This is a genomic window from Herbaspirillum sp. 1130, from assembly GCF_017833835.1.
In the GTDB taxonomy this organism is placed as follows: domain Bacteria; phylum Pseudomonadota; class Gammaproteobacteria; order Burkholderiales; family Burkholderiaceae_D; genus Herbaspirillum; species Herbaspirillum huttiense.
On sequence record NZ_JAFICQ010000002.1, the window covers coordinates 759,593 to 785,663 of the forward strand.

Annotated in this window: 24 protein-coding genes; 19 read left to right on the forward strand and 5 right to left on the reverse strand. The window is 64.8% G+C overall.

The window, feature by feature from the left end; all coding sequences use genetic code 11:
* Positions 1-36: 36 nt before the first annotated feature.
* Entirely contained in the window at positions 37-795 is a 759-nt protein-coding gene (locus JOD78_RS12215; protein ID WP_034331224.1) for a DeoR/GlpR family DNA-binding transcription regulator, read from the reverse strand.
* A 402-nt stretch (positions 796-1,197) separates the two neighbouring features.
* Between JOD78_RS12215 and glpD the strand changes: the two genes are divergently transcribed.
* The 9 genes from glpD to JOD78_RS12260 all read left to right on the forward strand — a co-directional run bounded on the left by glpD (position 1,198) and on the right by JOD78_RS12260 (position 10,805).
* Complete coding sequence (gene glpD, locus JOD78_RS12220; RefSeq protein WP_209567911.1) at positions 1,198-2,730, forward strand: glycerol-3-phosphate dehydrogenase; 1,533 nt, start codon at positions 1,198-1,200, stop codon at positions 2,728-2,730.
* Between the two features lie 49 nt (positions 2,731-2,779).
* A complete protein-coding gene (locus JOD78_RS12225; RefSeq protein WP_209567909.1) occupies positions 2,780-3,880 on the forward strand; it encodes an ABC transporter ATP-binding protein in 1,101 nt (366 codons plus the stop codon).
* A gap of 1 nt (position 3,881) precedes the next feature.
* On the forward strand, positions 3,882-4,970 hold the full coding sequence (locus JOD78_RS12230) for an ABC transporter ATP-binding protein (RefSeq protein WP_209567907.1): 1,089 nt from the start codon (positions 3,882-3,884) through the stop codon (positions 4,968-4,970).
* 3 nt (positions 4,971-4,973) lie between these two features.
* Positions 4,974-5,864: a sugar ABC transporter permease gene (locus JOD78_RS12235; RefSeq protein ID WP_121044573.1), complete on the forward strand. Its 891-nt coding sequence runs from the start codon at positions 4,974-4,976 to the stop codon at positions 5,862-5,864.
* Positions 5,857-6,675 (forward strand): carbohydrate ABC transporter permease, encoded by an 819-nt coding sequence (locus JOD78_RS12240; RefSeq protein ID WP_088754752.1) that lies wholly within the window; start codon positions 5,857-5,859, stop codon positions 6,673-6,675. The genes JOD78_RS12235 and JOD78_RS12240 overlap by 8 nt, the downstream gene beginning before the upstream one ends.
* A 2-nt stretch (positions 6,676-6,677) precedes the next feature.
* Entirely contained in the window at positions 6,678-6,962 is a 285-nt protein-coding gene (locus JOD78_RS12245) for a DUF2160 domain-containing protein (protein WP_039790026.1), read from the forward strand.
* 108 nt (positions 6,963-7,070) lie between these two features.
* The gene (locus JOD78_RS12250; protein ID WP_199725120.1) at positions 7,071-8,816 is read left to right on the forward strand and encodes an ABC transporter substrate-binding protein; all 1,746 of its coding nucleotides are present in this window, start codon (positions 7,071-7,073) and stop codon (positions 8,814-8,816) included.
* Positions 8,817-9,027: 211 nt separating this feature from the next.
* Positions 9,028-10,509: a glycerol kinase GlpK gene (gene glpK, locus JOD78_RS12255; protein ID WP_209567905.1), complete on the forward strand. Its 1,482-nt coding sequence runs from the start codon at positions 9,028-9,030 to the stop codon at positions 10,507-10,509.
* 146 nt (positions 10,510-10,655) lie between these two features.
* Positions 10,656-10,805, forward strand: a complete 150-nt coding sequence (locus JOD78_RS12260) for a hypothetical protein (protein ID WP_166675037.1) — start codon at positions 10,656-10,658, stop codon at positions 10,803-10,805.
* Positions 10,806-10,852: 47 nt separating this feature from the next.
* Here the strand turns inward: JOD78_RS12260 and JOD78_RS12265 are convergent, their stop codons facing one another.
* Positions 10,853-12,067, reverse strand: coding sequence for an HD-GYP domain-containing protein (locus tag JOD78_RS12265; RefSeq protein WP_121044564.1), 1,215 nt, complete (start codon positions 12,065-12,067; stop codon positions 10,853-10,855).
* A 181-nt stretch (positions 12,068-12,248) separates the two neighbouring features.
* On the reverse strand, positions 12,249-13,643 hold the full coding sequence (locus JOD78_RS12270) for a PLP-dependent aminotransferase family protein (protein WP_121044561.1): 1,395 nt from the start codon (positions 13,641-13,643) through the stop codon (positions 12,249-12,251).
* Between the two features lie 443 nt (positions 13,644-14,086).
* Between JOD78_RS12270 and JOD78_RS12275 the strand changes: the two genes are divergently transcribed.
* From JOD78_RS12275 to JOD78_RS12315, 9 genes are all read left to right on the forward strand, one after another.
* A complete protein-coding gene (locus tag JOD78_RS12275) occupies positions 14,087-14,569 on the forward strand; it encodes an MSMEG_0572/Sll0783 family nitrogen starvation response protein (RefSeq protein ID WP_006463016.1) in 483 nt (160 codons plus the stop codon).
* Positions 14,570-14,584: 15 nt separating this feature from the next.
* Positions 14,585-15,667 (forward strand): Nit6803 family nitrilase, encoded by a 1,083-nt coding sequence (locus JOD78_RS12280; RefSeq protein ID WP_039790018.1) that lies wholly within the window; start codon positions 14,585-14,587, stop codon positions 15,665-15,667.
* Positions 15,624-16,706, forward strand: a complete 1,083-nt coding sequence (locus tag JOD78_RS12285) for an MSMEG_0568 family radical SAM protein (RefSeq protein WP_121044812.1) — start codon at positions 15,624-15,626, stop codon at positions 16,704-16,706. Before JOD78_RS12280 ends, JOD78_RS12285 begins: the two co-directional genes overlap by 44 nt.
* A gap of 1 nt (position 16,707) precedes the next feature.
* Positions 16,708-17,268, forward strand: a complete 561-nt coding sequence (locus tag JOD78_RS12290) for an MSMEG_0567/Sll0786 family nitrogen starvation N-acetyltransferase (RefSeq protein WP_121044559.1) — start codon at positions 16,708-16,710, stop codon at positions 17,266-17,268.
* Positions 17,265-18,266 (forward strand): sll0787 family AIR synthase-like protein, encoded by a 1,002-nt coding sequence (locus JOD78_RS12295; protein ID WP_209567903.1) that lies wholly within the window; start codon positions 17,265-17,267, stop codon positions 18,264-18,266. Before JOD78_RS12290 ends, JOD78_RS12295 begins: the two co-directional genes overlap by 4 nt.
* Entirely contained in the window at positions 18,267-19,463 is a 1,197-nt protein-coding gene (locus tag JOD78_RS12300; protein WP_209567901.1) for an MSMEG_0565 family glycosyltransferase, read from the forward strand.
* Complete coding sequence (locus JOD78_RS12305; RefSeq protein ID WP_121044553.1) at positions 19,456-19,743, forward strand: MSMEG_0570 family nitrogen starvation response protein; 288 nt, start codon at positions 19,456-19,458, stop codon at positions 19,741-19,743. Before JOD78_RS12300 ends, JOD78_RS12305 begins: the two co-directional genes overlap by 8 nt.
* 49 nt (positions 19,744-19,792) lie before the next feature.
* A complete protein-coding gene (locus JOD78_RS12310) occupies positions 19,793-21,076 on the forward strand; it encodes an MSMEG_0569 family flavin-dependent oxidoreductase (RefSeq protein WP_209567899.1) in 1,284 nt (427 codons plus the stop codon).
* Between the two features lie 541 nt (positions 21,077-21,617).
* Positions 21,618-23,438 (forward strand): methyl-accepting chemotaxis protein, encoded by a 1,821-nt coding sequence (locus JOD78_RS12315; protein WP_034338452.1) that lies wholly within the window; start codon positions 21,618-21,620, stop codon positions 23,436-23,438.
* Between the two features lie 104 nt (positions 23,439-23,542).
* Here JOD78_RS12315 and JOD78_RS12320 read toward each other — a convergent pair whose 3' ends face one another.
* On the reverse strand, positions 23,543-24,784 hold the full coding sequence (locus JOD78_RS12320; RefSeq protein WP_121044808.1) for an MFS transporter: 1,242 nt from the start codon (positions 24,782-24,784) through the stop codon (positions 23,543-23,545).
* Between the two features lie 88 nt (positions 24,785-24,872).
* On the opposite strand from JOD78_RS12320, the gene JOD78_RS12325 reads away from it, so the two are divergent.
* Positions 24,873-25,703: a helix-turn-helix transcriptional regulator gene (locus JOD78_RS12325; RefSeq protein ID WP_209567897.1), complete on the forward strand. Its 831-nt coding sequence runs from the start codon at positions 24,873-24,875 to the stop codon at positions 25,701-25,703.
* On the opposite strand, the gene JOD78_RS12330 is transcribed toward JOD78_RS12325, so the two are convergent.
* Positions 25,697-26,065, reverse strand: coding sequence for a hypothetical protein (locus JOD78_RS12330; protein ID WP_209567895.1), 369 nt, complete (start codon positions 26,063-26,065; stop codon positions 25,697-25,699). The genes JOD78_RS12325 and JOD78_RS12330 overlap by 7 nt on opposite strands.
* Positions 26,066-26,071 lie beyond the last annotated feature (6 nt).

Below are 26,071 nucleotides of genomic sequence, written 5' to 3' on the forward strand. Positions count from 1 at the left end.
TTGCGCATGCCTTTGTCGCATGCGTGCCTGACGCGCTTACTTTGCGATCACCACTTCCACATCGGTTTCCGCCAGCAGGGTCGCCAGTTCCGGCGGGGGCGGGGCATCGGTGAAGAGCACGTCGATCTGCGACAGGTGCGCCATCTTCACCAGCGCCTGCCGCCCGAACTTGCTGGCATCGGCCACCAGCCAGACCTGGCGCGACTGCTCGATGATGGTCTGGGCGACCTTGACTTCACGGGCATCGAAGTCACGCAAGACGCCATCCATCTCGATGCTGGAAATGCCGATGATGCCGATGTCCACCTTGAACTGCCGGATGAAATCGATGGTGGCCTCGCCCACGATGCCGCGATCGCGCGCGCGCACCACGCCGCCGGCAATGATGACCTCGAGCGCCGGATTGCTGGCCAGCGAATTGGCCACGTTCAGGTTGTTGGTCACCACGTGCAGGTTCTTGTGCTGCTGCAGGGCGCGCGCCACCTCTTCCGTAGTCGTGCCCAGGTTCAGGATCAGCGAACAGCCATCCGGCACCCGCGCCGCCACCGTGCGGCCGATGCGGCGCTTGGCGTCGGCATGCATGACCTGGCGCTCGGGATAGGCAATGTTCTCGGTCGAGGACAGCAGCCCGACCCCGCCGTGATAACGCGCCAGCAAACTGGCATCAACCATCGCCTTGACGTCGCGGCGCACGGTCTGGGTGGTCACGTTCAACTGCTGGGCCAGCTCTTCCACCGAAATGGTGCCGTGCTTGCGAACGCATTCCAGCAGCGTCTGTTGCCTGGGATTGAGCATGGAGGTGATCGAAATCCGTTGATTTTTGGGAAACACTTTTGATTGGATATGAACATTAAAAAACATAAACGAACATAAAACAACAAATAATTGTTGATTTACTTTCGGGATGTCGCTTATCTTACGGTGCATTGGCAACTCCCGGGAAAGTGCGGGGTTGCCCCGGCAGCTGTTGCACGCAAACACAGCGGAACCGCTGAGACGGCAATACGGTTACCGCACACAAGCAACACGGCACCAATACGGCACCAATACGGCAGTAATACAGCGGAAACACGACAGCAATACAGTGGCAGCCCCGACAGCAGTACGGTGTCATTGGCGCGGCCAGTACAGTTTTGCTGCGGCACCAATACAGTTACAACCCGGAACCCATACGGATCCAATACGGAGAAGCGGCGAATGACGCTCGAATATGATCTCTTGGTGGTAGGCGGCGGCATCAACGGCGCAGGCATTGCGCGCGATGCGGCCGGGCGCGGCCTGCGCGTGCTGCTGTGCGAGCAGCATGACCTGGCCCAACATACCTCCTCGGCCAGCACCAAGCTCATCCACGGCGGCTTGCGCTACCTCGAATATTACGAATTCAAGCTGGTGCGCAAGGCCCTGCAGGAACGCGAAGTCCTGCTGCGCTCGGCACCGCACATCATCTGGCCGCTGCGCTTCGTCATGCCGCACGACGCCAACCAGCGTCCGGCCTGGATGATCCGCGCCGGCCTGTTCATGTACGACTACCTCGCCAAGCGCGAGATCCTGCCCGCCTCCGAAGGCGCGAACCTCGCCCGCCATCCGGGCGGGCAGCCGTTGAAGGGCGACTATCGCAAGGGCTTCGTCTATTCCGATGGCTGGGTCGACGATGCGCGCCTGGTGGTCTTGAACGCCATGGATGCCCAGGAACGCGGTGCCCGCATCCTCACCCGCACCAAGTGCATCAGCGCCCGCCGCGAAGGCGATACCTGGCATGCGGTGCTGGAACACCAGCACGCCAGCGGCGTACAGCAGGAAGAAGTGCGCGCCCGCGCCATCGTCAACGCCGCCGGTCCTTGGGCCGCGCGCTTTGCGCAGTCGGTGCCGCAGGCCAAGACCGGGCGCAGCCTGCGCCTGATCAAGGGCAGCCACATCGTGGTCAAGCGCCTGTTCGACCACCCCTACGCCTACATCTTCCAGAACCCGGACAAGCGCATCATCTTCGCCATCCCCTATCAGGAAGAATTCACCCTCATCGGCACCACCGACCTCGAATACCACGGCGATGCCGGCAAGGTCGAGATCGATGCGGAAGAAATCGATTATCTCTGCGAGATGGCCAACCGTTACTTCAAGCGCCAGATCGGCAAGGAAGACGTGGTCTGGACCTACTCCGGCGTGCGTCCCTTGCTGGACGACAGCGCCGAGAATGCCTCGGCCATCACGCGCGACTACCTGCTCGAATGCGACGATGCCGGCGCGCCCATGTTGAACGTCTGGGGCGGCAAGATCACCACCTATCGCAAGCTGGCCGAAGAAGCGCTGTCCATGCTGGCCCCGCACCTGGGCGCATCGAGCCAGCCGTGGACGGCCGGTGCGCCGCTGCCCGGCGGCGACCTGGAACAGCCCGGCAAGATGGTGGCGCGCTACGACTTCGAAGCCTACCTGCGCAAGCTGCAGGCACGCACTCCTTGGCTGCCGGCCGGGCTTGCCCATCGCTATGCGCGCAGCTATGGTTCACGCGTGGACCAGATCATCGGCCAGGCCGACAGCCTGGCGGCGCTGGGCGAAGAACTGACACCGGGCCTCTACGAGGCCGAGGCGCGCTACCTGGTGCAACACGAGTGGGCGCGCGGTGCGGATGACATCCTGTGGCGGCGAAGCAAGCTGGGCCTGCACTGCGGGCCGCAGCACAGAGGACGGCTGGAGGCGTGGCTGGCGAATCTGCCGGACGCCGCGCCTCACTGAGCCAGGTCACCGCACAGCAGATCAATCAAAAATGTAGCGAGGAGACAGCGTGACCCTGGAATTGAAACAAGTGGCCAAGACGGTCGGTGCCGAAACGCACCTGTACCCGCTTGACCTCAATCTTGCCAAAGGCGGCATCAACGTCCTGCTGGGCCCGACCCAGGCCGGCAAGACGTCCCTGATGCGCATCATCGCCGGGCTCGACAAGCCCACCGCAGGGCGCGTGCTGGTCGATGGCCAGGACGTCACCGGCGTGGGCGTGCGCGAGCGCAACCTGGCGATGGTGTACCAGCAATTCATCAACTACCCCGGCCTGACGGTGTTCGAGAACATCGCAGCGCCGCTGCGCCTGCAGAAGCAACCCGAGCAGGAGATCAACAAGCGCGTCAAGGAAATCGCCGACAAGCTGCACATCACGCACCTGCTGCAGCGCCTGCCGCTGGAGCTCTCCGGTGGCCAGCAGCAACGCTGCGCACTGGCGCGTGCGCTCATCAAGCGCGCCCCGCTGGTGCTGCTCGATGAACCGCTGGTCAACCTCGACTACAAGCTGCGCGAGGAATTGCGCAGCGAACTGATCTCGCTCTTCGCCACCGGCGACACCACCGTGGTCTACGCCACCACCGAGCCGCAGGAAGCGCTGCTGCTGGGCGGCCACACCGCCGTGATGCACGAGGGCCGCCTGCTGCAATTCGCGCCGACCCTGGAACTGTTCAACAGCCCGGCCTCCACCCGCGTGGCAGCGATCTTCAATGATCCGCCGATGAACCTGCTGGACGCCACGGCCATCTCCACCGGCCACGGCGTGGCCGCCATCCGCATGAACGATGGCAGCGTGCTGGAAATCGCCGGACGCACCTTGTCCCTGTCCGAAGGCCAGCTCTGCAAGCTGGGCATCCGCTGCAACGACGTGCGCCTGGAAGCGCTCGCTGCGCCCGGCGTGAGCCTGGGCTGCAGCGTGACGCTGGCCGAACTCTCCGGTTCCGAAACCTACCTGCACCTGCGCCATGGCGACGTGCCCCTGGTGGCGCAGCTGTCGGGCGTGCATGAAGTGGCCATCGGCAGCACGGTGCAAGTGAGCATCGCCGCCGCCAAGGCCTTCCTGTTCGATACACAGGGACGCCTGCTGAGCGCCCCGCTGGAGACCCGCTGACATGGCCCGCATCGAATTCAAGAACCTGGGCCACGCCTACAGTGGCAACCCGGCCAGCCTCAAGGACTATGCCCTGCAACCCATGAACATGGTGTGGGAAGACGGTGGCGCCTATGCGCTGCTGGGCCCCTCGGGCTGCGGCAAGTCCACGCTGTTGAACATCATTTCCGGCCTGCTGCAGCCTTCCGAAGGGCAGGTGCTCTTCGATGGCCGCGACATGACCCGCATGGCCACCCGCGATCGCAACATCGCGCAGGTGTTCCAGTTCCCGGTCCTCTACGACACCATGAGCGTGTTCGACAACCTGGCCTTCCCGCTGCGCAACCGCAAGATCGCCGAGCGCGAAGTGCAGGCCCGCGTGCGCGAGATCGCCGAGATGCTCGACCTGACCCGCGACCTCAAGCAGCGCGCCGCCGGCCTCTCGGCCGACGCCAAGCAAAAGATTTCGCTGGGCCGTGGCCTGGTGCGCAAGGATGTTGCGGCGATCCTCTTCGATGAACCGCTGACGGTGATCGATCCGCACATGAAGTGGGAGCTGCGCCAGAAGTTGAAGGAAATCCATCACCAGTTGAAGCTGACCCTCATCTACGTCACCCACGACCAGGTCGAGGCGCTGACCTTCGCCGATGAAGTGGTGGTCATGACCGAGGGCAAGGTGGTGCAGCAGGGCAAGCCGGAGGCGCTGTTCCTGCGCCCGGATCACACCTTCGTCGGTTACTTCATCGGCAGCCCCGGCATGAACTTCTGCCCGGTGCGCGTGGAGGGCGATGCGGTCCTGCTGGGCCAGCAGCGCCTGCAGGTCGAGGCCGCGCAATTGCAGGCCCTGAAGAACAGCCGCGGTGACCTCAAGCTGGGCATCCGTCCCGAATTTGTCGAACTGGCCGCACCCGGTACGGCCGGTGCCGTCAGCGCCGAGGTCACCCAGGTGCAACATCTGGGCACCAGCCAGCTGGTGACCGCGCAGTTCGAGGGCATGAGCGTGAAGGCGCGCGTGGCGCCCGAACTGAAGATCGCCACCGGCGCACAGTGGCTGCGACTGGCCAAGCCGGAGACGATCTACTTCAGCAACGACGAGAGAATTGGACGCTAAGCCATGAACAAGCCCTACAACAACAAGGCCTGGTTCTTCATCCTCCCGGTCTTCCTGACGGTGGCCTTCTCGGCCATCATTCCGCTGATGACGGTGGTCAACTATTCGGTGCAGGACATCATCAGCCCCGAACAGAAAGTCTTCGTGGGCCTGGACTGGTTCCGCGACGTCATGCGCGACAGCGAGCTGCATGCGGCCCTGCTGCGCCAGCTGATCTTCTCCTTCTGCGTGCTGCTGGTGCAGCTGCCGCTGGGCATCGGCCTGGCGCTGGCCATGCCGCACAAGGGCTGGAAATCCTCGGCCACGCTGGTGATCCTGGCCATGCCGCTGCTCATTCCATGGAACGTGGTCGGCACCATCTGGCAGATCTTCGGCCGTGGCGACATCGGGCTGGGTGGCCACCTGCTGAACGTGCTGGGCATCGATTACAACTACGCATCCAATCCGCTGGACGCCTGGCTGACCGTGCTGCTCATGGACGTGTGGCACTGGACGCCGCTGGTGGCGCTGCTGGCCTTCGCCGGTCTGCGTTCGATTCCGGACGCGTATTACCAGGCGGCGCAGATCGACGGTGCCAGCCGCTGGGCGGTATTCCGTTTCATCCAGCTGCCCAAGATGCGCGGCGTGCTGGTCATTGCGGTGCTGCTGCGTTTCATGGACAGCTTCATGATCTACACCGAGCCCTTCGTGCTCACCGGCGGCGGCCCCGGCAACTCGACCACCTTCCTGAGCCAGTACCTCACGCAGAAAGCCGTGGGCCAGTTCGACCTTGGTCCGGCTGCCGCCTTCTCGCTGATCTACTTCCTCATCATCCTGCTGTTGTCCTTCGTGCTCTACAACTGGATGCAGAGCGCCGGCAACAACGCCAATGCTTCGGGTGGCCAACATGAATAAGACCCAGGACAAGACCTTCACCCGCACCCTGGTGATGCTGGTCTACATCGCCTTCACGCTGGTGCCGCTGTACTGGCTGCTGAACACGTCGCTGAAGACCAACGAGGAGACGCTGTCGGTCTTCACGCTCTGGCCCAATGCGCCGACGCTGAACAACTACAAGACGATCTTCACCGATCCGTCCTGGTATTCGGGCTACATCAACTCCATCATCTACGTGGCCATGAACACGGTCATGTCGCTGCTGGTGGCCTTGCCGGCCGCGTATGCCTTCTCGCGCTATCGCTTCCTGGGCGACAAGCACATGTTCTTCTGGCTGCTGACCAACCGCATGACACCGCCGGCGGTGTTCCTGCTGCCGTTCTTCCAGCTCTATTCCACTATCGGGCTGTCGGACACGCACATCGCGGTGGCGCTGGCGCACATGCTCTTCAACGTGCCGCTGGCGGTGTGGATCCTGGAAGGCTTCATGTCGGGCGTGCCGCGCGAGATCGATGAGACGGCCTATATCGACGGCTTCTCCTTCCCGCGTTTCTTCCTGCGCATCTTCCTGCCGCTGATCAAGTCAGGCGTGGGCGTGACGGCCTTCTTCTGCTTCATGTTCAGCTGGGTGGAACTGCTGCTGGCCCGTACGCTCACCTCCGTCAACGCCAAGCCCATCAGCGCCATCATGACGCGTACCGCATCGGCGGCGGGCATGGATTGGGGCATCCTGGCCGCGGCCGGCGTGCTGACGATTGTTCCGGGAGCCCTGGTGATCTGGTTCGTGCGCAACCACATCGCCAAGGGCTTCGCAATGGGGAGAGTGTGATCATGGGAAATGCTTTGTCGTGGATGTCGTGGACGCCACCGGTTGCGATCTTTTTCGTCTGCGTGGTGCTGATGCTGATCGGCATGACGGTGTGGGAGATCCGCTCGCCGACCATCGAGCGCAAGGGCTTTTTGCCCATGCGCACCACGCGCGGTGACCGCCTGTTCATCGGGCTGCTCACGGCCGCTTACATCAACCTGGCCTGGGTCGGACTGACCGATATGGAACAGTGGTATGCGGCGGCGCTGGGCTTCGTGGCGCTGGTGCTGATCATGCGCAAGGGCTAAGACGAGTTTTCAGGCAGCAGGCAACAGATCTGTCATCACAATGGACGTCCGGGGATTCTCCTTCCCTACCCGGCACGCCAACTCAGGGGAAGGTGACGAGGAGACATGATGCAGAACATGCGGAAAATCAAACTGACCGTGCTGGCCGCCGCCATGGCCATGGCCGGTATCGCGGGCAATGCCTGGGCCGACATCAAGGCCGCCGAGAAGTGGGTGGATGCCGAATTCCAGCCCAGCACGCTGTCGCGTCCACAGCAGGTCACCGAGATGCAATGGTTCATCGACGCCGCCGCCAAGCTCAAGGCCAAGGGCGTCAAGGAAATCCACGTGGTCTCCGAGACCCTGGATACGCACGCCTATGAATCCAAGACCCTGGCCAAGGCCTTCGAGGAAATCACCGGCATCAAGGTCATCCACGACGTGATCCAGGAAGGCGACGTGGTCGAGAAGATGCAGACCTCGCTGCAATCGGGCAAGTCCATCTATGACGGCTGGGTCAACGACTCCGACCTGATCGGTACTCACTACCGCAACGGCCAGACCGTGGTGCTGAGCGACTACATGGCCGGCCCCGGCAAGGAATACACCAACCCCGGCCTGGACCTGAAGGACTTCATCGGTACCAGCTTCACCACCGCGCCGGACGGCAAGCTCTACCAGCTGCCCGACCAGCAGTTCGCCAACCTGTACTGGTTCCGCGCCGACTGGTTCGCGCGCAAGGACCTGCAGGACAAGTTCAAGGCCAAGTACGGCTATGAACTGGGCGTGCCGCAGAACTGGTCGGCTTACGAAGACATCGCCGCCTTCTTCACCAATGACGTCAAGGAACTGGACGGCAAGAAGGTCTTCGGCCACATGGATTACGGCAAGAAGGACCCGTCGCTGGGCTGGCGCTTCACCGATGCCTGGCTGTCCATGGCCGGTGCCGCCGACAAGGGCCTGCCCAACGGCTTGCCGGTCGATGAGTGGGGTATCCGCGTGGCCGATGACAAGTGCACCCCGGTCGGTGCCTCGACCTCGCGCGGCGGTGCCACCAACTCGCCTGCAGCGGTCTACGCCCTGACCAAGTACCTGGACTGGATGAAGAAGTACGCTCCGCCCGAAGCACTGGGCATGACCTTCTCCGAAGCCGGCCCGGTGCCCGCCCAAGGCCACATCGCGCAGCAGATCTTCTGGTACAGCGCCTTCACCGCCAGCATGACCAAGCAGGGCCTGCCGGTGGTCAACGCCGACGGTTCGCCCAAGTGGCGCATGGCCCCTGGCCCGCACGGTCCGTACTGGAAGGACGGCATGCAGAACGGCTACCAGGACGTCGGCTCGTGGACCTTCCTCAAGAGCACCCCGCCGGACCAGATGGCCGCCGCCTGGCTGTATGCGCAGTTCACGACCTCCAAGACTGTCTCGCTGAAGAAGTCCATCGTCGGCGTGACCTTCATCCGTGACTCCGACATCCGCTCCGACTACTTCACCAAGAACGCTGCCAAGTACGGTGGCCTGATCGAGTTCTACCGCAGCCCGGCCCGGGTGGCGTGGACCCCGACCGGTACCAACGTGCCTGACTATCCGAAGATGGCGCAGATCTGGTGGAAGAACATCTCCTCGGCCATCTCCGGCGAGAAGACCCCGCAAGGCGCCATGGACAATCTGGCCGATGAAATGGACGGTATCATGGCCCGCCTGCAGCGCGCCGGCATGAAGCAGTGCGCGCCCAAGCTGAACCCGAAGAAGGATCCGGCCACCTGGCTGTCCGACAAGGGCGCACCGTGGGCCAAGCTGGCCAACGAAAAGCCGAAGGGCGAGACCATCCCCTACGACAAGCTGCTGCAAGCCTGGAAGGATGGCCGCGTCCGCTGATGCAGCCTGATCGCCATCACGCGTGAGATGACGCCATCCCGGCCGGTGTCGGGGTGGCGTCTTCACGTTGATCGGGTGCGTGTTGACTTGGTTTCGGGTTGAACCTTAGTCTCTCCCGAGAATGGCCGCATGTGGATTGCGGTTGCGGCCCGCAGGAATGTGTTATTCCATTTTCAAACTTTAGTATTTCAGTCGTCTGCAAGGAATCATCATGGCCTATCTGCTCGCCCTCGACCAGGGTACCTCCAGCTCGCGCAGCATCATCTTCGACCAGAGTGGCGCCATCGTCGCCACGGCCCAGCAGGAATTCCCGCAGATCTTCCCGCAGCCGGGCTGGGTCGAGCACGACCCCATGGACCTGTGGCAGAGCCAGTTGCAGACGGCACAGAAGGTGCTGGCGCAAAGCGGCATCAAGGCCGAAGAACTGACCGCCCTGGGCATCACCAACCAGCGCGAGACCACCGTGGTGTGGGAGCGCGCCACCGGCAAGCCGGTCTGCAACGCCGTGGTCTGGCAGGACCGCCGCGCTGAAGTGGTCTGCGCGGCGCTGCGTGACCGTGGCCTGGGCGAGGCCATCCAGAAGAAGACCGGGCTGGTGCTCGATCCGTATTTCTCCGGCACCAAGCTGCGCTGGATCCTCGACAATGTCGACGGCCTGCGTGCGCGTGCCGAACGGGGCGAACTGCTGTTCGGCACCGTCGATTCGTGGCTGGTCTGGAACCTGACCGGGGGCCGCCTGCACGTGAGCGATGTGTCCAATGCCTCGCGCACCATGCTGTGGAATATCCACACCGGGGCCTGGGATGAAGAGCTGCTGCAATGGCTCGATATTCCCGCCGCGATGCTGCCGCAGGTGCATGCCTCGGCCCACATTTATGGCGAGATCGATGCGCAGCATCTGGGCGCGGCGGTCAAGATCGGCGGCATCGCCGGCGACCAGCAGTCGGCCCTGTTCGGCCAGGCCTGCGTGCGTCCCGGCATGGCCAAGAATACCTACGGTACCGGCTGCTTCATGCTGCTGCATACCGGCGACCAGTGCGCCACTTCGCACAACGGCCTCATCAGTACCGCTGCCTGCCAGGTCGATGAACGCAAACAATATGCGCTCGAAGGCAGTGTCTTCATCGGCGGTGCCGTGGTGCAGTGGCTGCGCGATGGCCTCAAGGCCATCAAGACCTCCACCGACGTCGAGGGACTGGCCTGCACGGTGGAAGATTCGGGGGGCGTGGTGTTCGTGCCGTCCTTCACCGGACTGGGGGCGCCTTACTGGAACCCGGGTGCCAAGGGCGCCATCGTCGGCTTGAGCCGGGGCAGCACGGTGGCCCACATCGCCCGTGCGGCGCTGGAATCGATTGCCTTCCAGAGTACTGCCCTGCTCAATGCGATGGTCAAGGATGCGGTCTCGCCCATCACCGAATTGCGCGTGGATGGCGGGGCGGCGGCCAACAATCTGCTGCTGCAGTTCCAGGCCGATCTGCTGGGCATTCCGGTGATCCGTCCCCAGGTCACCGAAACCACCGCGCTGGGTGCGGCCTATCTGGCCGGAGTGGCCACCGGTGTCTATCGTGATTTGTCGGAGCTGTCCGCGCAGTGGCGCATGGAGCGCACCTTCGAGCCGCGCTTCACGCGCGAGCAGGCGCAGGAGCGTATCCACGCGTGGGAAGCGGCGATTCGGCAGGTCAGTGCAGGCTGAGGCGCTCTCGGAACGGGGGCGTTGGTTCCGCCGGTTTCAATTGAAACAGGGCGCACGCCTTTTGACACAGGACGATAACAACACTGCGCCATGATCCTCTCAAGCCCGGCGCATCCCGCTGCCGGGCATGAGACAAGGAGCGGATCATGGAACACCTGCTGCTGGACGCGATGCAACTGGCCGATGGCTTCATCGAGGCTGCCACCACCTTCCTGATGGCATGTGACATCAGCGTGCCCGCGGCCTCGCACGAGGCACACGGGCGTCACTTCATGACGGTGCTGGGGATGGCCTGATCAGGCCGGACCGGTCAGCGGGCTCAGGCTCAGACTCAGACTCAGACTCAGGAGGGCGTGCCCGTACTGAGCATGCGCATGGTATCGAGATGGCTCAGGCGCGCCCATTCCTCGCCGCCACGGGCAACGATGGTATCGGCTTCGGGCGTGGCCATGAGGTCGAGGATCTCGGTGTCGCTCATTTCCATGTCGTCGTTGTAGCGGAACACCTTCAGTACCGGCCGCGTCAGGTCCTGCGCATTCTGGCGGATCACGAAGCCGGAGCGGCCGGATTCCAGCTTGACGATGGAACCCACCGGATAGATGCCGAGGGTCTTGACGAAGGCCAGGAACATGGCGCGGTCGAAGTGGCCTGTCCAGGACGCCATGCTGGAAATCGCTTCGGCCGGGTCCCAGGCTCGCTTGTAGGGACGGTCCGAGGTGAGCGCGTCATACACGTCGCAGATCGCCGCCATGCGCGCATACAGGCTGATCTGGCCACTGCGCAGCAGTTCCGGATAGCCGTGGCCATCCATCTTCTCGTGATGGTGCAGGCAGACATCGCGCGCGTAATCGGGCACGTTGGGGTCCTGGCTCAGGTATTTGTAGCCCAGCTCGGGGTGCTTCTTGATCTGGGTGAATTCTTCGTCGGTCAGCTTGCCCGGCTTGTTGAGCAGTTCATGCGGCAGGAAGGCCTTGCCCACATCGTGCAGGAAGCCGCCCAGCCCGGCTTCGCGGCAGGCCTTCTCATCCAGGCCGAGGGTGCGGCCCAGGGCCACCATCAGGGCGCAAACCGCCACCGAGTGCAGGTAGGTATATTCATCGGCCAGCTTCAGGCGCAACACGCTGAGCGTGCCATTCGGGCTTTGCAGGACGGCACCGGCAATTTCTTCCACCACCGTGACGCAGCGCTCCATGTCCAGCGCCTTGCCCAGCCGGGCTTCGCTGAACATGGCCTTGGTCGCCTTCTTGGCGTTCTCGCGCAAGGCTTCGGCTTCCATCAGGGTGGTGTCGATGTCGGGGCCGGGCGGCAGTTCGGGGCTAGGCTCGGCGGGCGCTGCGGCTTCATCCTGCCCGGTCTCGGCAGGCGCTTCGGCCACATCCAGGCCGCGCTCCGGATCGATCCAGCAGTGCTCGATGCCGCTGGCATGCGCCTGCTTGAGGTCAGCTTCGTTCTTGAGCAGGAACTTGTTCTTCCAGAACGGATGGTCCAGCCAGGCCGCTTCGAAGCCGCAGAAATACATCCCGAGGACCAGATCCTCCGTTTTAATTTTTTTCAACATTTCTCGAACATCTTTCCGGCGCACCGGGGAACGGGTTGGCGTGGCATCCCTGGGCCGCAGGCGGTGGAGCGCCGAGGGCAGTGCGGTCAGGATTGCCGGTCGTTAATGATCTCATATGCATGACCATATGTGAACGATTCTGCTTGTTGCAATTTCGCTAATTTCGTCCCGGACGGGCCGCTCAGACTACCGCCGGCTTGATCAGCGGCTGCTCGGCCAGGGTGCTGCGGATCAGGCCCAGGGCGTGCTGCAGGTCGCTGCGGCTGGCGATGCCGCCGATGCACACCCGTACCGCCTGCAGCGGGGGCGCCGTCACCGAGAAGGCGTCCACGCCCACCACGGCCACGCCGTTGCTGCGCATCTGCGCCGAAAAGCTGCTGGCCTGCCAGCCGCCGGGCAGCTTGAGCCACAGATGGAAGGCCTCCGCTTCCGAGGCATAGCTGTGCTCGGGGAGGATGCGGGCCACGATCTTCTGCCGCGCCATCGATTCCTTGCGGATGTTGGCCAGCGCCAGGTCGGCCACGCCGTCGCGGATCCAGTGCGTGGCCAGGGTCGAGGTGAGCGGCGAGGCCATCACCGTGGTGGCGCGCAGGGCTGCGGTCAGGCGCGCGGCGGCGGCAGCGTCGGGGGCCACCATGTAGGCAATGCGCAGGCCCGCGCCTACGCTCTTGGCCAGGCCGGTCACATAGTAAGTCAGCTCGCTGCCGATGCTGGCGATGGCCGGCGGCGCTGCGCGGGGCAGGAACCCATAGGCGTCATCCTCGATGATGGCCACTTCATAGTGGCGTGCAATGTCCACCAGCGCCTGGCGGCGTGACAGCGAGGTGGTGCAGGTGGTCGGATTGAGCAGGGTGGGATTGCAGTACAGCGCCTTGGGCGCATATTGCGCGCAGGCACCGGCGAAGGCCACGGCATCGATGCCCTCGTTGTCCATCGGCAAGCCGACCAGCTTGATGTTGAGATGGCCGGCCAGCGCCCGCAGGCCGGGATAGGTCACGTCCTCGCAACAGAGCACGCCGCCCGGTCCGACCAGCATGGTCAGGATGGCCAGCAGCGCACATTGTGCGCCCGGCGTCACCAGCACCCGTTCCGGTTCCACCACCAGCGCGCGCCGGCGCAGCCAGAGCGCGCCGGCCTCACGATCCTCAGTCGAGCCGCCGAAATCCTGATAGCGCAGCAGATCACGGAGGCGCCCGTTGACCTTGTTCCAGCCCGCCTGCATCAACTCCATCAGCTCCGGCGACTCCGGCTCGGGCGGCATGTTCATCGACATGTCGACGTTGGGCCGGCCTTCGGTCACGCGCGGAATGCGCGGCCGGCGCTTGCCGCAGACGAAGGTGCCGCGTCCCACTACCGAATCCACCAGGCCGCGCCGATGCGCTTCCGTATAGGCGCGGGCCACGGTGGTGAAGTCCAGGTCCAGCAACTCGGCCAGCTTGCGCTGCGGCGGCAGACGCTGTTCGGGTTGCAGGTGGCCGGTGGCGACATCCTCGGCAATCGCATTGGCGATGGCCAGATAGAGCGGGCCGCCGCCCTTCTTCAACTTGGGAACCCACACGCTGCTGTGCTTGGACATGGTGCTTTCCTTGATTGCCGGCGTTCAATATTGACTGCATCGAAACATCTCATTGAATGCAAGTTGCATTCCATCCAATCGCCGCCGCGGTTGTCGCCAATTGCACCGTCGTGCATCACGTCGCGCACCCTTGCGCACCAACTCAACACATCTCGCCGCGCCAGAGTGCAAGCGGGTTTGCGCGGTGTTGGCGAATTGTATGGAGCGATTGAATGGATTGCTTCGCCAGGGTCAAAAAACACCTCGCCGATCATGATTCGCCAAGCCGCACCGATGCTGGCCTGCGCCTTCGCGTGGAGAGATTGACGGGATTTTTATGCAGTCAATTCCTGCATTGACGGGGTGCCGATGGCACGCCTGATGCATTCAATGCCAGCGTCGCGGCGAGGTCGCCGGACCACTTCCCCAAGTGCCGACCCACAGCAATCGAGAGGAGTATCACCATGCCCGCAGTCACCAAAGCAGCCCACGCCCCCGGCGATTTCCTGGTGGATTATGAAGAGAAGGTATTCGAAGACGTCAAAGCCCAGCCGGGCGAAAAAGCGCTGGTGACCTTCCACACCGTGGCATTCGAAGGCTCGATCGGTTTCGTCAATCTGTTGCAGGCCACGCGCCTGAAGCGCAAGGGTTTCGAGACCTCGATCCTGCTCTATGGCCCCGGCGTGACCCTGGGCGTGCAGCGCGGTTTCCCGACCCTGGGGGATGAGGCTTTTCCCGGTCACCAGAACTTCAACAAGCAGATCGTCAAGTTCATGGAAGAGGGCGGCAAGGTCTACGCCTGCCGCTTCGCGCTGCAGGCTTTGTACGGCCATGGCGAGCCCTCGCTGATCCCGGGCATCCGTCCCATCAATCCGCTGGACGTGCTGGACCTGGTGCTGCTGCATCGTCGCGACAACGCCTTCATCCTCGACACCTGGACCCTGTAAGCGGAAGGGCGGCCCATGAGCATGCACAAGAGAACGGTACGGGCGGCGGCGGTGCAGATCGCGCCCGACCTCGACAGCGAACACGGCACCGTGGCCAAGGTGTGCCAGGCCATCGCCGATGCTGCGGCCCAAGGTGCGCAACTGGTGGTCTTTCCGGAGACCTTCGTTCCCTACTATCCGTACTTCTCGTTCGTGCGGCCGCCCTTCGCTTCGGGGCCGGAACACCTGCTGCTCTACGAGCGCGCCGTGACGGTGCCCGGTCCCGTGACCCAGGCCGTATCCGCCGCCGCTCGCCAACACGGGACGGTGGTGGTACTGGGCGTCAATGAACGCGACCACGGCACGCTCTACAACGCGCAGCTGGTCTTCGATGCCGATGGCACGCTGGTGCTGAAGCGCCGCAAGATCACGCCGACCTATCACGAACGCATGATCTGGGGCCAGGGCGATGCCAGCGGCCTGAAGGTGGTGCCGACCGCCGTCGGCCGTCTCGGTGCACTGGCCTGCTGGGAACACTACAACCCGCTGGCGCGCTACAGCCTGATGGCGCAGCACGAGGAAATCCACTGTGCGCAATTCCCCGGCTCCATGGTGGGGCAGATCTTTGCCGACCAGATGGAGGTGACCATCCGCCATCACGCCCTCGAATCGGGCTGCTTCGTCATCAATGCCACCGGCTGGCTCAGCGATGAACAGATCGCCGCCATCGAGCCCGATCCCCAGGCGCAGAAGGCGCTGCGCGGTGGCTGCTGTACCGCCATCGTGTCGCCCGAAGGCAAGCTGCTGGCCGAGCCCCTGCGCAGCGGCGAAGGCATCCTGGTGGCCGACCTCGACATGGAGCTGGTCACCAAGCGCAAGCGCATGATGGATTCGGTGGGCCACTATGCGCGCCCGGAACTGCTGCACCTGGTGATCGATGATCGCCGCACGTCTCCCATGTCCTCGCTGTTCCCGGCCGAACAGCCTGCTCCCGTCACTCATCCTTCCGCGAGGTTCCCTCATGCAGACAGCCGTCATCCAGTTGCATCCCCAGCGCCCGAGCCGCAAGGCGGCCGTGGAGCTGATCTCGGAACTGCAGTCCCTGGGACTGCGTCTTGACGATCCCGCTGCCGGCGCGCAGAGCCGCCGGGGCGGGGCAGGGCCGTCGGATCACAAGGCGGTGACCGTCGATGGCCACACCGTGATGATCCCGGTGCATACCGCCGGGGCCTGGTCCTCGCCCTACGTGGCCACGCAGCCGGGTGCCGATGGCGCTGCCCGCATCCTGCGCGATGGCGTCGAGGTGGGCGTGGTGTCCTTCCCGCATCAGCCGCGCTTCTACAAGATGCAGACCTTCGATGGCATCCCCTACGGCAAGATCGCCACGCTGCATGGCGCCGATGTGCTGGCCACCACCATCCTGCAGAGCTGCATCCGTTACGAGAGCCGCCGCAAGTCCTGCCAGTTCTGCGCCATCGGCCAGTCGCTGGCGGCCGGCCGCACCATCCTGCGCAAGACCCCCGAGCAATTGGGCGAGGTGGCGCGCGCGGCGGTGCTGCTCGATGGCGTCAAGCATATGGTCATGACCACTGGCACGCCCAATGCCACCGATCGCGGCGCGCAGCTGCTGTGCGAAAGCGCCTTCGGCGTGAAGTCGGCGGTGAACCTGCCGATCCAGGGCCAGTGCGAGCCGCCGGACGACAATGCCTGGTTCCGCCGCATGGCCGATGCCGGCATCGATACCCTGGGCATGCATCTGGAAGCGGTCACGCCGGAAGTGCGCAAACGCATCATGCCCGGCAAGGCCACCGTACCTGTCGAGCGCTACATGGAAGCCTTCGCCGCTGCCGTCGAGGTCTTCGGGCGCGGGCAGGTCAGCACCTACATCCTGGCCGGCCTGGGGGACAGCGACGAGGCCATCCTGAAAATGAGCGAGCAGCTCATCGCGCTGGGCGTGTATCCCTTCGTGGTGCCGTTTGTACCGATCTCGGGCACGCCGCTGGAAGACCATCCCTCGCCGGATGCCGTCGCCATGCGCCGCCTGCTGGCACCGCTGGCGGCCATGCTGGAGCACGCCGGCATGCGATCGGGCGATGCCAAGGCCGGGTGCGGCAAGTGCGGTGCCTGCTCTTCGCTGTCTTCGTTCGAAAGGAAGTGAGATGAGCGACGTCGCCGAACACGCATCGCTGGCCCCCGAGATCCTGGCACGGGGCGTGCGCATCAAGCTGGCGCTGGAGACAGTGGAGCGCGAAGCAGCGCGCCGCCTGCGCCGTGCCGTATTTTGCGCCGAACAGAAGGTATTTCAGGAGGACGATGGCGACGCTACCGATGCCATCGCCATGCCCATCGTGGCCGTTCTGGAGCGCGATGAGGGTTGGCGGGAAATCATAGGAACGGTGCGAATCCATGAATCTTCGCCAGGCGTGTGGCATGGCTCGCGGCTGGCCGTGGCACGGCAGGCGCGCCGCGTCGGGTCGGTCGGCAGCGGTCTCATCCGGCTGGCCGTCTGCACCGCGCATGCGCATGGCTGCCACACCTTCCTGGCCCAGGTGCAGAGCCAGAATGCGCCGCTGTTCCACCGCCTGCACTGGCATACGCTGGCAGAGATCGAAGTCCACGGCCTGCCGCATCACCTGATGCAGGCCGACCTGTCGTTCTATCCACCGATCAGCGATGGCGATGTCGGTTTCGTCGTGGGCCGCGAGGAGCGCACGCCATGAATGCGCGCGACAGTTCGCCCACGCTGGCGCAGATCATCGAGACCCTGCGTGCCTCGCGCGGCATCGCGCACAAGCGCGATATCGATGCCGTGATGCAGGCGCTGCCGCCGGCCCCGGCCATGCAGCACCAGGGCCATACGCTGGCCGTAGGCGACGACTGCGCGGCCATTCCGGATGGCGACGGCTATCTGCTGTTTGCCATCGAAGGTTTCCTCAACGAGTTCGTCGAACAGCAACCCTGGTTTGCCGGCTACTGCGGCGTGATGGTCAACGTCAGCGACATCTACGCCATGGGCGGACGTCCGCTGGCGGTGGTCGATGCCCTGTGGAGCCGTGGTGGCGAAGCCGCGCGGCCCATCCTCGACGGACTGGCCGAGGGCGCGCGCGTCTATGGAGTGCCGCTGGTGGGCGGCCACAGCAATCGCCGCAACGACCGCGAACAGCTCTCCGTCTCCATCATCGGCCGGGCCACGCGCCTGCTGACCAGTTTTGATGCGCGCAGCGGTGAACACCTGGTGGCCGCCATCGATCTGCGCGGGCGCTTCCAGGAACCGTATGCCTACTGGAATGCCAGTACCGGCGCTCCTGCCGAACGATTGCGTGGCGACCTCGAAGTGTTGCCCGCTCTGGCCGAAGCGGGTCTGGCGCGTGCCGCCAAGGACATCAGCATGGCCGGCGTGATCGGCACCGCCTTGATGCTGCTGGAGTGCTCCGCCAAGGGCGCGGTGATCGATCTGGAGGCCATACCGTGTCCGCCTGGTGTCGATTTCCAGCGCTGGCTGAGCGCCTTTCCCAGTTATGGATTCCTGTTGAGCGTGGCCGATGATGACCTGCCGGAGGTGCTGGCCCGCTTTGCTGCGCGCGGGATTGCGGCAGCGTCCATCGGCCGCATCGATGACAGCTGCCAGCTCGATCTGTGCTGGCACGGACAGCGTTTGCCCTTCTGGAACCTGGCTGAGGAAGCGCTGATCGGTTGCGGTCCGCGCCGGGAGGCCTGAATGGAGACGTCACGCACACCGCTGCGCATCGCCATGCTGACCCACTCCGTCAATCCGCGCGGCGGCGTGGTGCATGCCCTGCAACTGGCCGAGGGCCTGCAGGCGCTCGGCCATGAGGTCAGCCTGTTTGCGCCGGATGCGCGCGGCAAGGGCTTGTTCCGTGCGGCAGCCTGCACCTTCCATCCGGTGCCCGGGCCGGTGCAGTGCGAGGGTGTCGTCGGCATGGTGCGCCAGCGTATCGAGGACTACCTGCGCTGCTTTGAGCAGACCGATATGCACGCCTTCGATCTTTGTCACGCCCAGGATTCCATCAGCGCCAATGCACTGGCCACGCTGGTGGAGCGGGGCGTGATCCGGGGCTACGTGCGCACCGTCCATCACCTCGACCAGTTCGATGATCCGCAGTTGCATGCCTGGCAGGAACGCGGCTATCGCATGGCCGACCGTGTGCTGTGCGTCAGCCGCACCTGGCAGGACATCCTGCAGCGCGAGCATGGGGTGCGCGCCGAACTGGTGTCCAACGGCGTCGACATGCTGCGCCATTCGCCCCGGCCGGAACCGCGCGACCAGGCCGTGCGGCGCGCGCAAAGCCTGACCGGCAAGCCGCTGTTGCTGGCCGTGGGCGGCGTGGAGCCACGCAAGAATACGCTGGGCATCCTGCAGGCATTCGTGCGCCTGCGCCGCGTTTATCCGCAGGCGCAACTGGTCATCGCCGGGGGCGCGAGCGTGCTGGATCACGCCGGTTATCAGCGCGCTTTCCAGGCCGAGCTGGCGGCCGCCGCCTTGCCGGCCGACGCCGTGCGCATCCTCGGGCAAGTGGACGACGCCGACATGCCGTCCCTGTTCCGTTGCGCCGATGTGCTGGTCTTTCCTTCCCTGAAGGAAGGCTTCGGGCTGGTGGTGCTGGAAGCTATGGCCAGTGGCGTGCCGGTGGTGGTGTCGCGCATCGCGCCCTTTACCGAGTATCTCGATGGCGATTGCTGTGCCTGGGTCGATCCGCACGATCCGGCCTCGATGGCCGCCGGCATCGCGCATGCGCTGGCGCCGGCGGCGCGGCCTGGCCTGATCGCGGCAGGCCTGGAAGTCTGTGCGCGTTTCTCGTGGCAGCGCTCGGCACGCCGGCATGTGGAGCTGTATGCAGATTTCATCCGCTGCCAGCCCGTGGCAGCGTCATTCCAAGAGGAACACCATGCCTGAAATGCACTTTCGTGTCCGCTGGCCGGACGACACCGTCACCGACTGCTATTCCCCCTCGCTGGTGGTCAAGGAACATCTGGAGGAGGGACGCAGCTACGCGCTGGCCGACTTTGTCCAGCGCAGCGCCACGGCCTTGAACATCGGCAGCGAACGAGTCCGGGCGAAATACGGCTTCGCCTGTTCCTCGGCGCTGGACCAGCTGCGCCGCATCGAGGAGATGGCGGCCCGTTTCGAGGCCAGTGCCGATCCGGTGGTCAGGGTCGAGTCCTTCATGCCCTGATTGCTCCATCACGCCTTATCCAACACGACATCACTGCACGAGGTACACCATGTCCAACCAAGTCTCAGGCGCGGCGCGCCACCATAGCGTCATCATCATCGGCGGCGGCCAGGCTGGCCTGTCGATCAGCTGGTACCTGAAGCAAGCCGGCATCGATCACGTGGTACTGGAAAAACACCAGGTCGGCCACGCCTGGCGGCATGAACGCTGGGATACCTTTTGCCTGGTCACGCCCAACTGGCAATGCAACCTGCCCGGCTATCCGTATCGCGGCGACGATCCCTATGGCTTCATGAAGAAGGACGAGATCGTGGCCTACCTCGATGGTTTCGTGGCCAGCTTCAAGCCACCGGTGCGCGAAGGCGTGACGGTCGGGAAGCTGTGGCGCGCGGGGGAGCGCTGGCATCTCAGCGCCAGCGATGGCGCCTACACGGCGGACCAGGTGGTGGTGGCCGTCGGCGGTTACCACATCCCGGTGGTGCCGCGCGCGGCCGAGCGCCTGCCGGCCGATATCGTGCAGATCCATTCCAGCCAGTATCTCAATCCGCAGTCGCTGCCCGAGGGCGAAGTGCTGGTGGTCGGCACCGGCCAGTCCGGCTGCCAGATCGCCGAGGACCTGCACCTGGCCGGCCGGCGCGTGCATCTGGGCGTGGGTGAAGCTCCGCGCGTGGCGCGCACCTATCGCGGCAAGGATGTGGTGGAGTGGCTGGACAAGATGAAGTATTACGACCTTCCGGTCGACCAGCATCCGCTGGGCACCGGGGTGCGCGAGAAGACCAATCACTACGTCACGGGCCGGGATGGCGGGCGCGACATCGACCTGCGCAAGTTCGCCCTGGAAGGCATGCAGCTCTACGGCAAGTTCGACACGCTGGAGGGCGAGGTGGTGCGTTTCGGTGGCGGCCTCAAGGGCTATCTCGACGAGGCCGATGCAGTCTCCGAAAGCATCAAGGACAGCATCGACAAGTTCATCGCCGCGCAGCAGATCGAGGCCCCGACGGAGGCCCGCTATGTGCCCGTCTGGCAGCCGCCCGCTGAGGAAGTGCGCACGCTCGACCTGCGCGCACGGGGTATCTCGGCCGTGGTGTGGTGCATCGGATTCCGTACCGACTTCAGCTGGATCGCCGAACCCATCTTCGACGGGCGCGGCTACCCCGGCCATGTGCGCGGCGTGACGGCTGCACCGGGTCTGTATTTCCTCGCCCTGCCCTGGCAATACACCTGGGGCTCGGGCCGCTTCTCGGGCATCGACCGCGATGCCCGCCATCTGTTCGAGCACATCAGTGCGCTGCGGGCGCAGGCCGGTCAGCCGGATCTGTCGCAGGCGGCCTGAGAGCCCTGGAACACCGGCCAAGCGCGCCGTCACGAAAAAAAGCCCGTCCGGGGGAGGGACGGGCTGAAAGATCCGCTGGATGTCGTCGCAGCGGACAAGGGGAAAGAGGAGATCCCGATGTGCGTACTTTAGGCCCCGAAAATTAAGCCAGACTTAAATCGCAAGAAAAGTGCAGCGCCCGCCGTGCGGCAAGCAGGGTGGGCGTTTCCGCATGGCAACGTGGCATGCGCGCATCACTTCATCTGCATGTGCCGGGAACTTCACGATTTTGTGAAACGCCCGCATCGCCCGCTGTTACGCTTGCAATCAATCGCATCGCGTGACTACAACGGGGGAAGGATCCGACATGGCGTCATCCGCATCAGAACGGGGCGAGCCACGGCAGCGGCCGGGCTCATGACTGCGGACGACACCATTCCCTGCACTCCGGCCAGACCGGGGTCATAACGACATTCCATCCGCCTTCAGGTCCGACCACAGCCTTGCTGTGGCCGGGGCCGGCGTTTGCCGATCATCCACAGTTTTTCCAGATCCACACATCATGACATCTTCCTCCCTGCGTACCCGACTCATCGCCCTCTGTGCGGGCATCGTCGTGCTGGCCATGCTGGCCATCGTGCTGACCAACTTCCTCACGGCGCGATCGCGCACCATGAGCGCGCTGGATGGCCAGATGGCCCAGCTGGCGCAAAGCCAGGCGTCTGCCATTGCCGAATGGTCCGACGCCCGCAAACTGGTGGTGTCTTCCATCAAGCAGGCGGCCGATGCCGCCGAGCCCTTGCCCTTCGTGAAGGCGGCCGAGACCGCCGGTGGCTTCGACCTGGCCTACATCGGCTATGCCGACAAGCACGCCGTGTTCTCGCAGCAGCGCAACCGGGCCCCCGATTACGATCCGACCAAGCGTCCCTGGTACCAGCTGGCCGCCTCCAGCAAAGGACCGGTGCTGACCGCGCCCTACACCAGCGCCAGTACCGGCAAGCTGCTGGTGACCTTTGCCGAAGCCATCAGCAAGGATGGCCAGGTCACTGCCGTGGCCGCAGCCGACGTGCTGCTCGACAGCGTGGTGGCCGACGTGGTGGCCATCAAGCCGACCCCCAACAGCTACGCCTTCCTGGTCGATCTGGGCGGCAAGATCATCGCCCACCCCAATGACAAGCTGCGGCTGAAGCCGCTGTCGGACCTGGATGCCGCCATCACCCCGCAATCGCTGGCCGCCGCCATGGCCGCCAACAGCCATCAGGAACTGGCCCTGGATGGCCGCCAGCAGATGCTGTTCGCTGCCCGTGTGGCCGGCACCGACTGGCTGCTGGTGGTGGCGGTGGACCGCGCCGATGCGCTGGCTTCGCTGACCGCCATGCTGGCCAGCTCGGGCGTCATGGCCGTGCTGGTGACCATCCTCGCGGCGCTGGTGCTGGGTGCCCTGATCTCGCGCGTGTTGCGCCGCCTGTCGGTGGTGCAGCGTGCGCTGGAAGAAATCGCCGATGGCGATGGCGACCTGACCCGCCGCCTCGATACCCACGGCAGTACCGATGAGCTGGGCCGCATCAGTGCCGCCTTCAATCGCTTCGTCGACAAGGTCGAGCACGTCATGCTCGACATCCGCGAAGCCAGCCACACCATCCATGCCGCCACGCGCGACATCGCCAGCGGCAACATGGACCTGTCGCAGCGTACCGAATCGCAGGCCAGCTCGCTGGAGCAGACCGCGGCCGCCATGGAGCAACTGACCTCCAGCGTGCGCCAGAACGCCGACAACGCCCAGGAAGCCAATACGCTCTCGCAGTCCGCCTCCGAGATCGCCGGCCGTGGCGGTGCCATGGTGGAGCAGGTGGTGCAGACCATGAGCGCCATCAATGCCTCCTCGCAGAAAATCGTGGACATCATCAGCGTGATCGACGGCATCGCCTTTCAGACCAATATCCTGGCCCTGAATGCAGCGGTGGAAGCGGCCCGCGCCGGCGAGCAGGGACGCGGCTTTGCAGTGGTGGCCTCGGAAGTGCGCTCGCTGGCCCAGCGTTCGGCCACGGCCGCCAAGGAGATCAAGGTCCTGATCGGCGATTCGGTGGAGCAGGTACGCGCCGGCGAGCAGACCGTCAGCGAAGCGGGCAGCACCATCCGCAGCGTGGTGGAAAGCGTGCGCAAGGTCAGCGACGTGGTGGCCGAGATCACCTCCGCCAGCCGCGAGCAGAGCCAGGGCATCCAGCAGACCAACGACGCCGTGGCCCACATGGATCAGGCCACGCAGCAGAACGCAGCACTGGTGGAAGAGGCCGCCGCCGGGGCGCAGCAACTGCAGGAGCAGGCAGCGCGCCTGGCTGAAGTGGTGGCCTTGTTCCGCTTGCGGGATGCCGCGCGGCAGTGATTCACGCTGCAGGCCGGTTCGACACCGAAGTCATCTTGATGAAAAAACCGCGCTGGCCTGACAGGCCAGCGCGGTTTTTCTTTGGGTAAAAGGTCAACTCCCTGTCAGCGCTCGCGCACATCCGGCAGCAGCACCGTCAGCACGCCCGCCAGCGGCAGGAAAGCGCACAGGCCATAGACCCAGGCGATGCCGTAGAGGTCGGCCAGATGGCCCAGCAGGGCCGCGCCGATCCCGCCGAAGCCGAACATGAGACCGAAGAACACGCCGGCGATCATGCCGACCTTGCCCGGCACCAGTTCCTGCGCATAGACCACGATGGCGGCGAAGGCCGAGGAGATGACCAGTCCGATCACCACCGACAGTACGGCCGTCCAGAACAGGTTGGCGTGCGGCAGCATCAGGGCGAAGGGCGCGGCGCCCAGGATCGAGATCCAGATCACCAGCTTGCGGCCGATGCGGTCGCCAATCGGGCCGCCGACGAAGGTGCCCACCGCCACCGCGCCCAGGAACAGGAACAGATACAGCTGCGAGGAGGCCACCGACATCTGGAAGCGTTCGATCAGGTAGAAGGTGAAGTAACTGGTGAAGCTGGCCATGTAGAAGTATTTGGAAAACACCAGCAGCGCCAGCACCACCAGCGCGCGGCGCACGGTAGCCGCCGGCAGTGCCTGCGCCGCACGCGGCCTGGCCTTGCCCTTGTTGGCGGCGAGATGGCCGCGATACCAGGCCGACACCCGCGACAGCACCACGATGGCCAGCACCGACAGCAGCACGAACCAGGCCACGTTGCCTTGGCCATACGGCACCACGATGGCCGCCGCCAGCAGCGGGCCGAAGGCCGAACCGGCATTGCCGCCGACCTGGAAGGTCGACTGGGCCAGGCCGAAGCGGCCACCGGAGGCCATGCGCGCGATGCGCGAGGCTTCCGGGTGGAAGGTCGAGGAGCCGATGCCGATCAGGGCGGCGGCCAGCAGGAAGGCAGTGAAGCTGCCCGCCAGCGCCAGCAGCACGATGCCGACCAGGGTGGCCACGGCACCGGTGGGCAGCAGCCAGGGCTGGGGATGGCGGTCGGTATACATGCCGATCCAGGGTTGCAGCAGGGAGGCGGTGACCTGGAAGGTCAGCGTGATCAGCCCGACCTGGGTAAAGGTGAGCCCGTAGCCGGTCTTGAGCATGGGATAGATCGAGGGCAGCAGCGCCTGAATCATGTCATTGATCAGGTGGGCGCCGCCGCAGGCCAGGATGATGCTCATCACCAGCGGCTGGGCGGCGATGGCCGCAGGAGAATCGGTGGAGGCCGTCGCGCCGGAAGGCAGGGTGGCATTGGAGTCGGTGGCACTGGTCATGGTGTCGGGGATGGCAAGCACGAGGAAGACTCGAAGCGTATCATTGGCACCTATTCATGCTGATGACACTTGTTGTCGAATAAATGCCATGCGTGCCCACCTGACTTCCGTCTGCCCCAGCGCCGAAGTGGATGCCTTCCAGCACCTGCCCAGCAGCGTGGTGGCCTTTGCCCGCGAGCTGTCGGCGCGCGACCTGCTGACGGCGCACTCGCACCGGCGTGGCCAGCTGCTCTATGCAGTGGACGGGGTGATGCAGGTGCGCACCCCGCAAGGCGTGTGGCTGGTACCGCCGCAGCGGGCGTTGTGGGTGCCGCCACAGGTGGAGCACGAGATCCTGATGCTCACGCGCGTGAGCATGCGCACCCTCTACATCGAGGAGCGGCAGGGCCAGGCGCTGGGCGCGCAATGCCGGCTGCTGGAAGTGTCGGTGCTGCTGCGCGAATTGATTCTGGCCTTGCTGGCCGAGCCGCGCGAGTATGCGCCGCGCAGCCGGGCCGGCCATGTGGCCGAACTGATCCTGTCGGAACTGGCCCGTGCGCCGGCCATTCCGGTGGCCATCCCGTGGCCGCGCGACCGCCGCCTGCAGGCCATCTGCGAAGCCATTCTGGACGATCCCGGGCGGCAGTTTTCGCTGGCCGACTGGGCCGGGATGGGCGGGGCCAGCGTGCGCACGGTGATCCGGCTGTTTCCGAAGGAAACGGGTTTGCAGTTTCGCCACTGGGTGCAGCAGGTGCACCTGAGCGAAGCGCTGGTGCGGCTGGCGCGCGGGGATGCCGTGGGGGTGGTGGCGCAGGCACTGGGCTATCGCAGCCAGAGCGCGTTTTCCAACATGTTCCGCAAGGCCCTGCGCAGCTCGCCCAATCACTACCTGCCGCGCCAGGACCGGCGGCGCATCACGCTGGCCTCAACCGCTCAGTAGTTGATGACCACCACCTTGGGGCCACGCCGGTCCGCCGGTGCGGAAGCCTGCGCGCGGTCTGCCCCTGCGGCGCGCTCGGGACGCTGCGGGTCACGCTCCAGGAAGTAGGGATCATCCTGCGGGGCGAGGGCCGTGATGGCCCCCATGATCTGCTGGGCGCGTTCATTGGCTACGCCCTCGCCGACGGAGCAGACCTGGAAGAAATCGGCGCTGCCCTCGGAAAAATCGACGCGGCATTTCTCCGCCACCACTACCGAGATATCAAGCGCACCGGCATTGGCGGCCAGGGCCCGCTCGGTGCGGGCCGCTTGCCAGGTCAGCATCAGCGCCAGCAGCGCGACGACGGCATGGGTCTTGTTCATGGGATT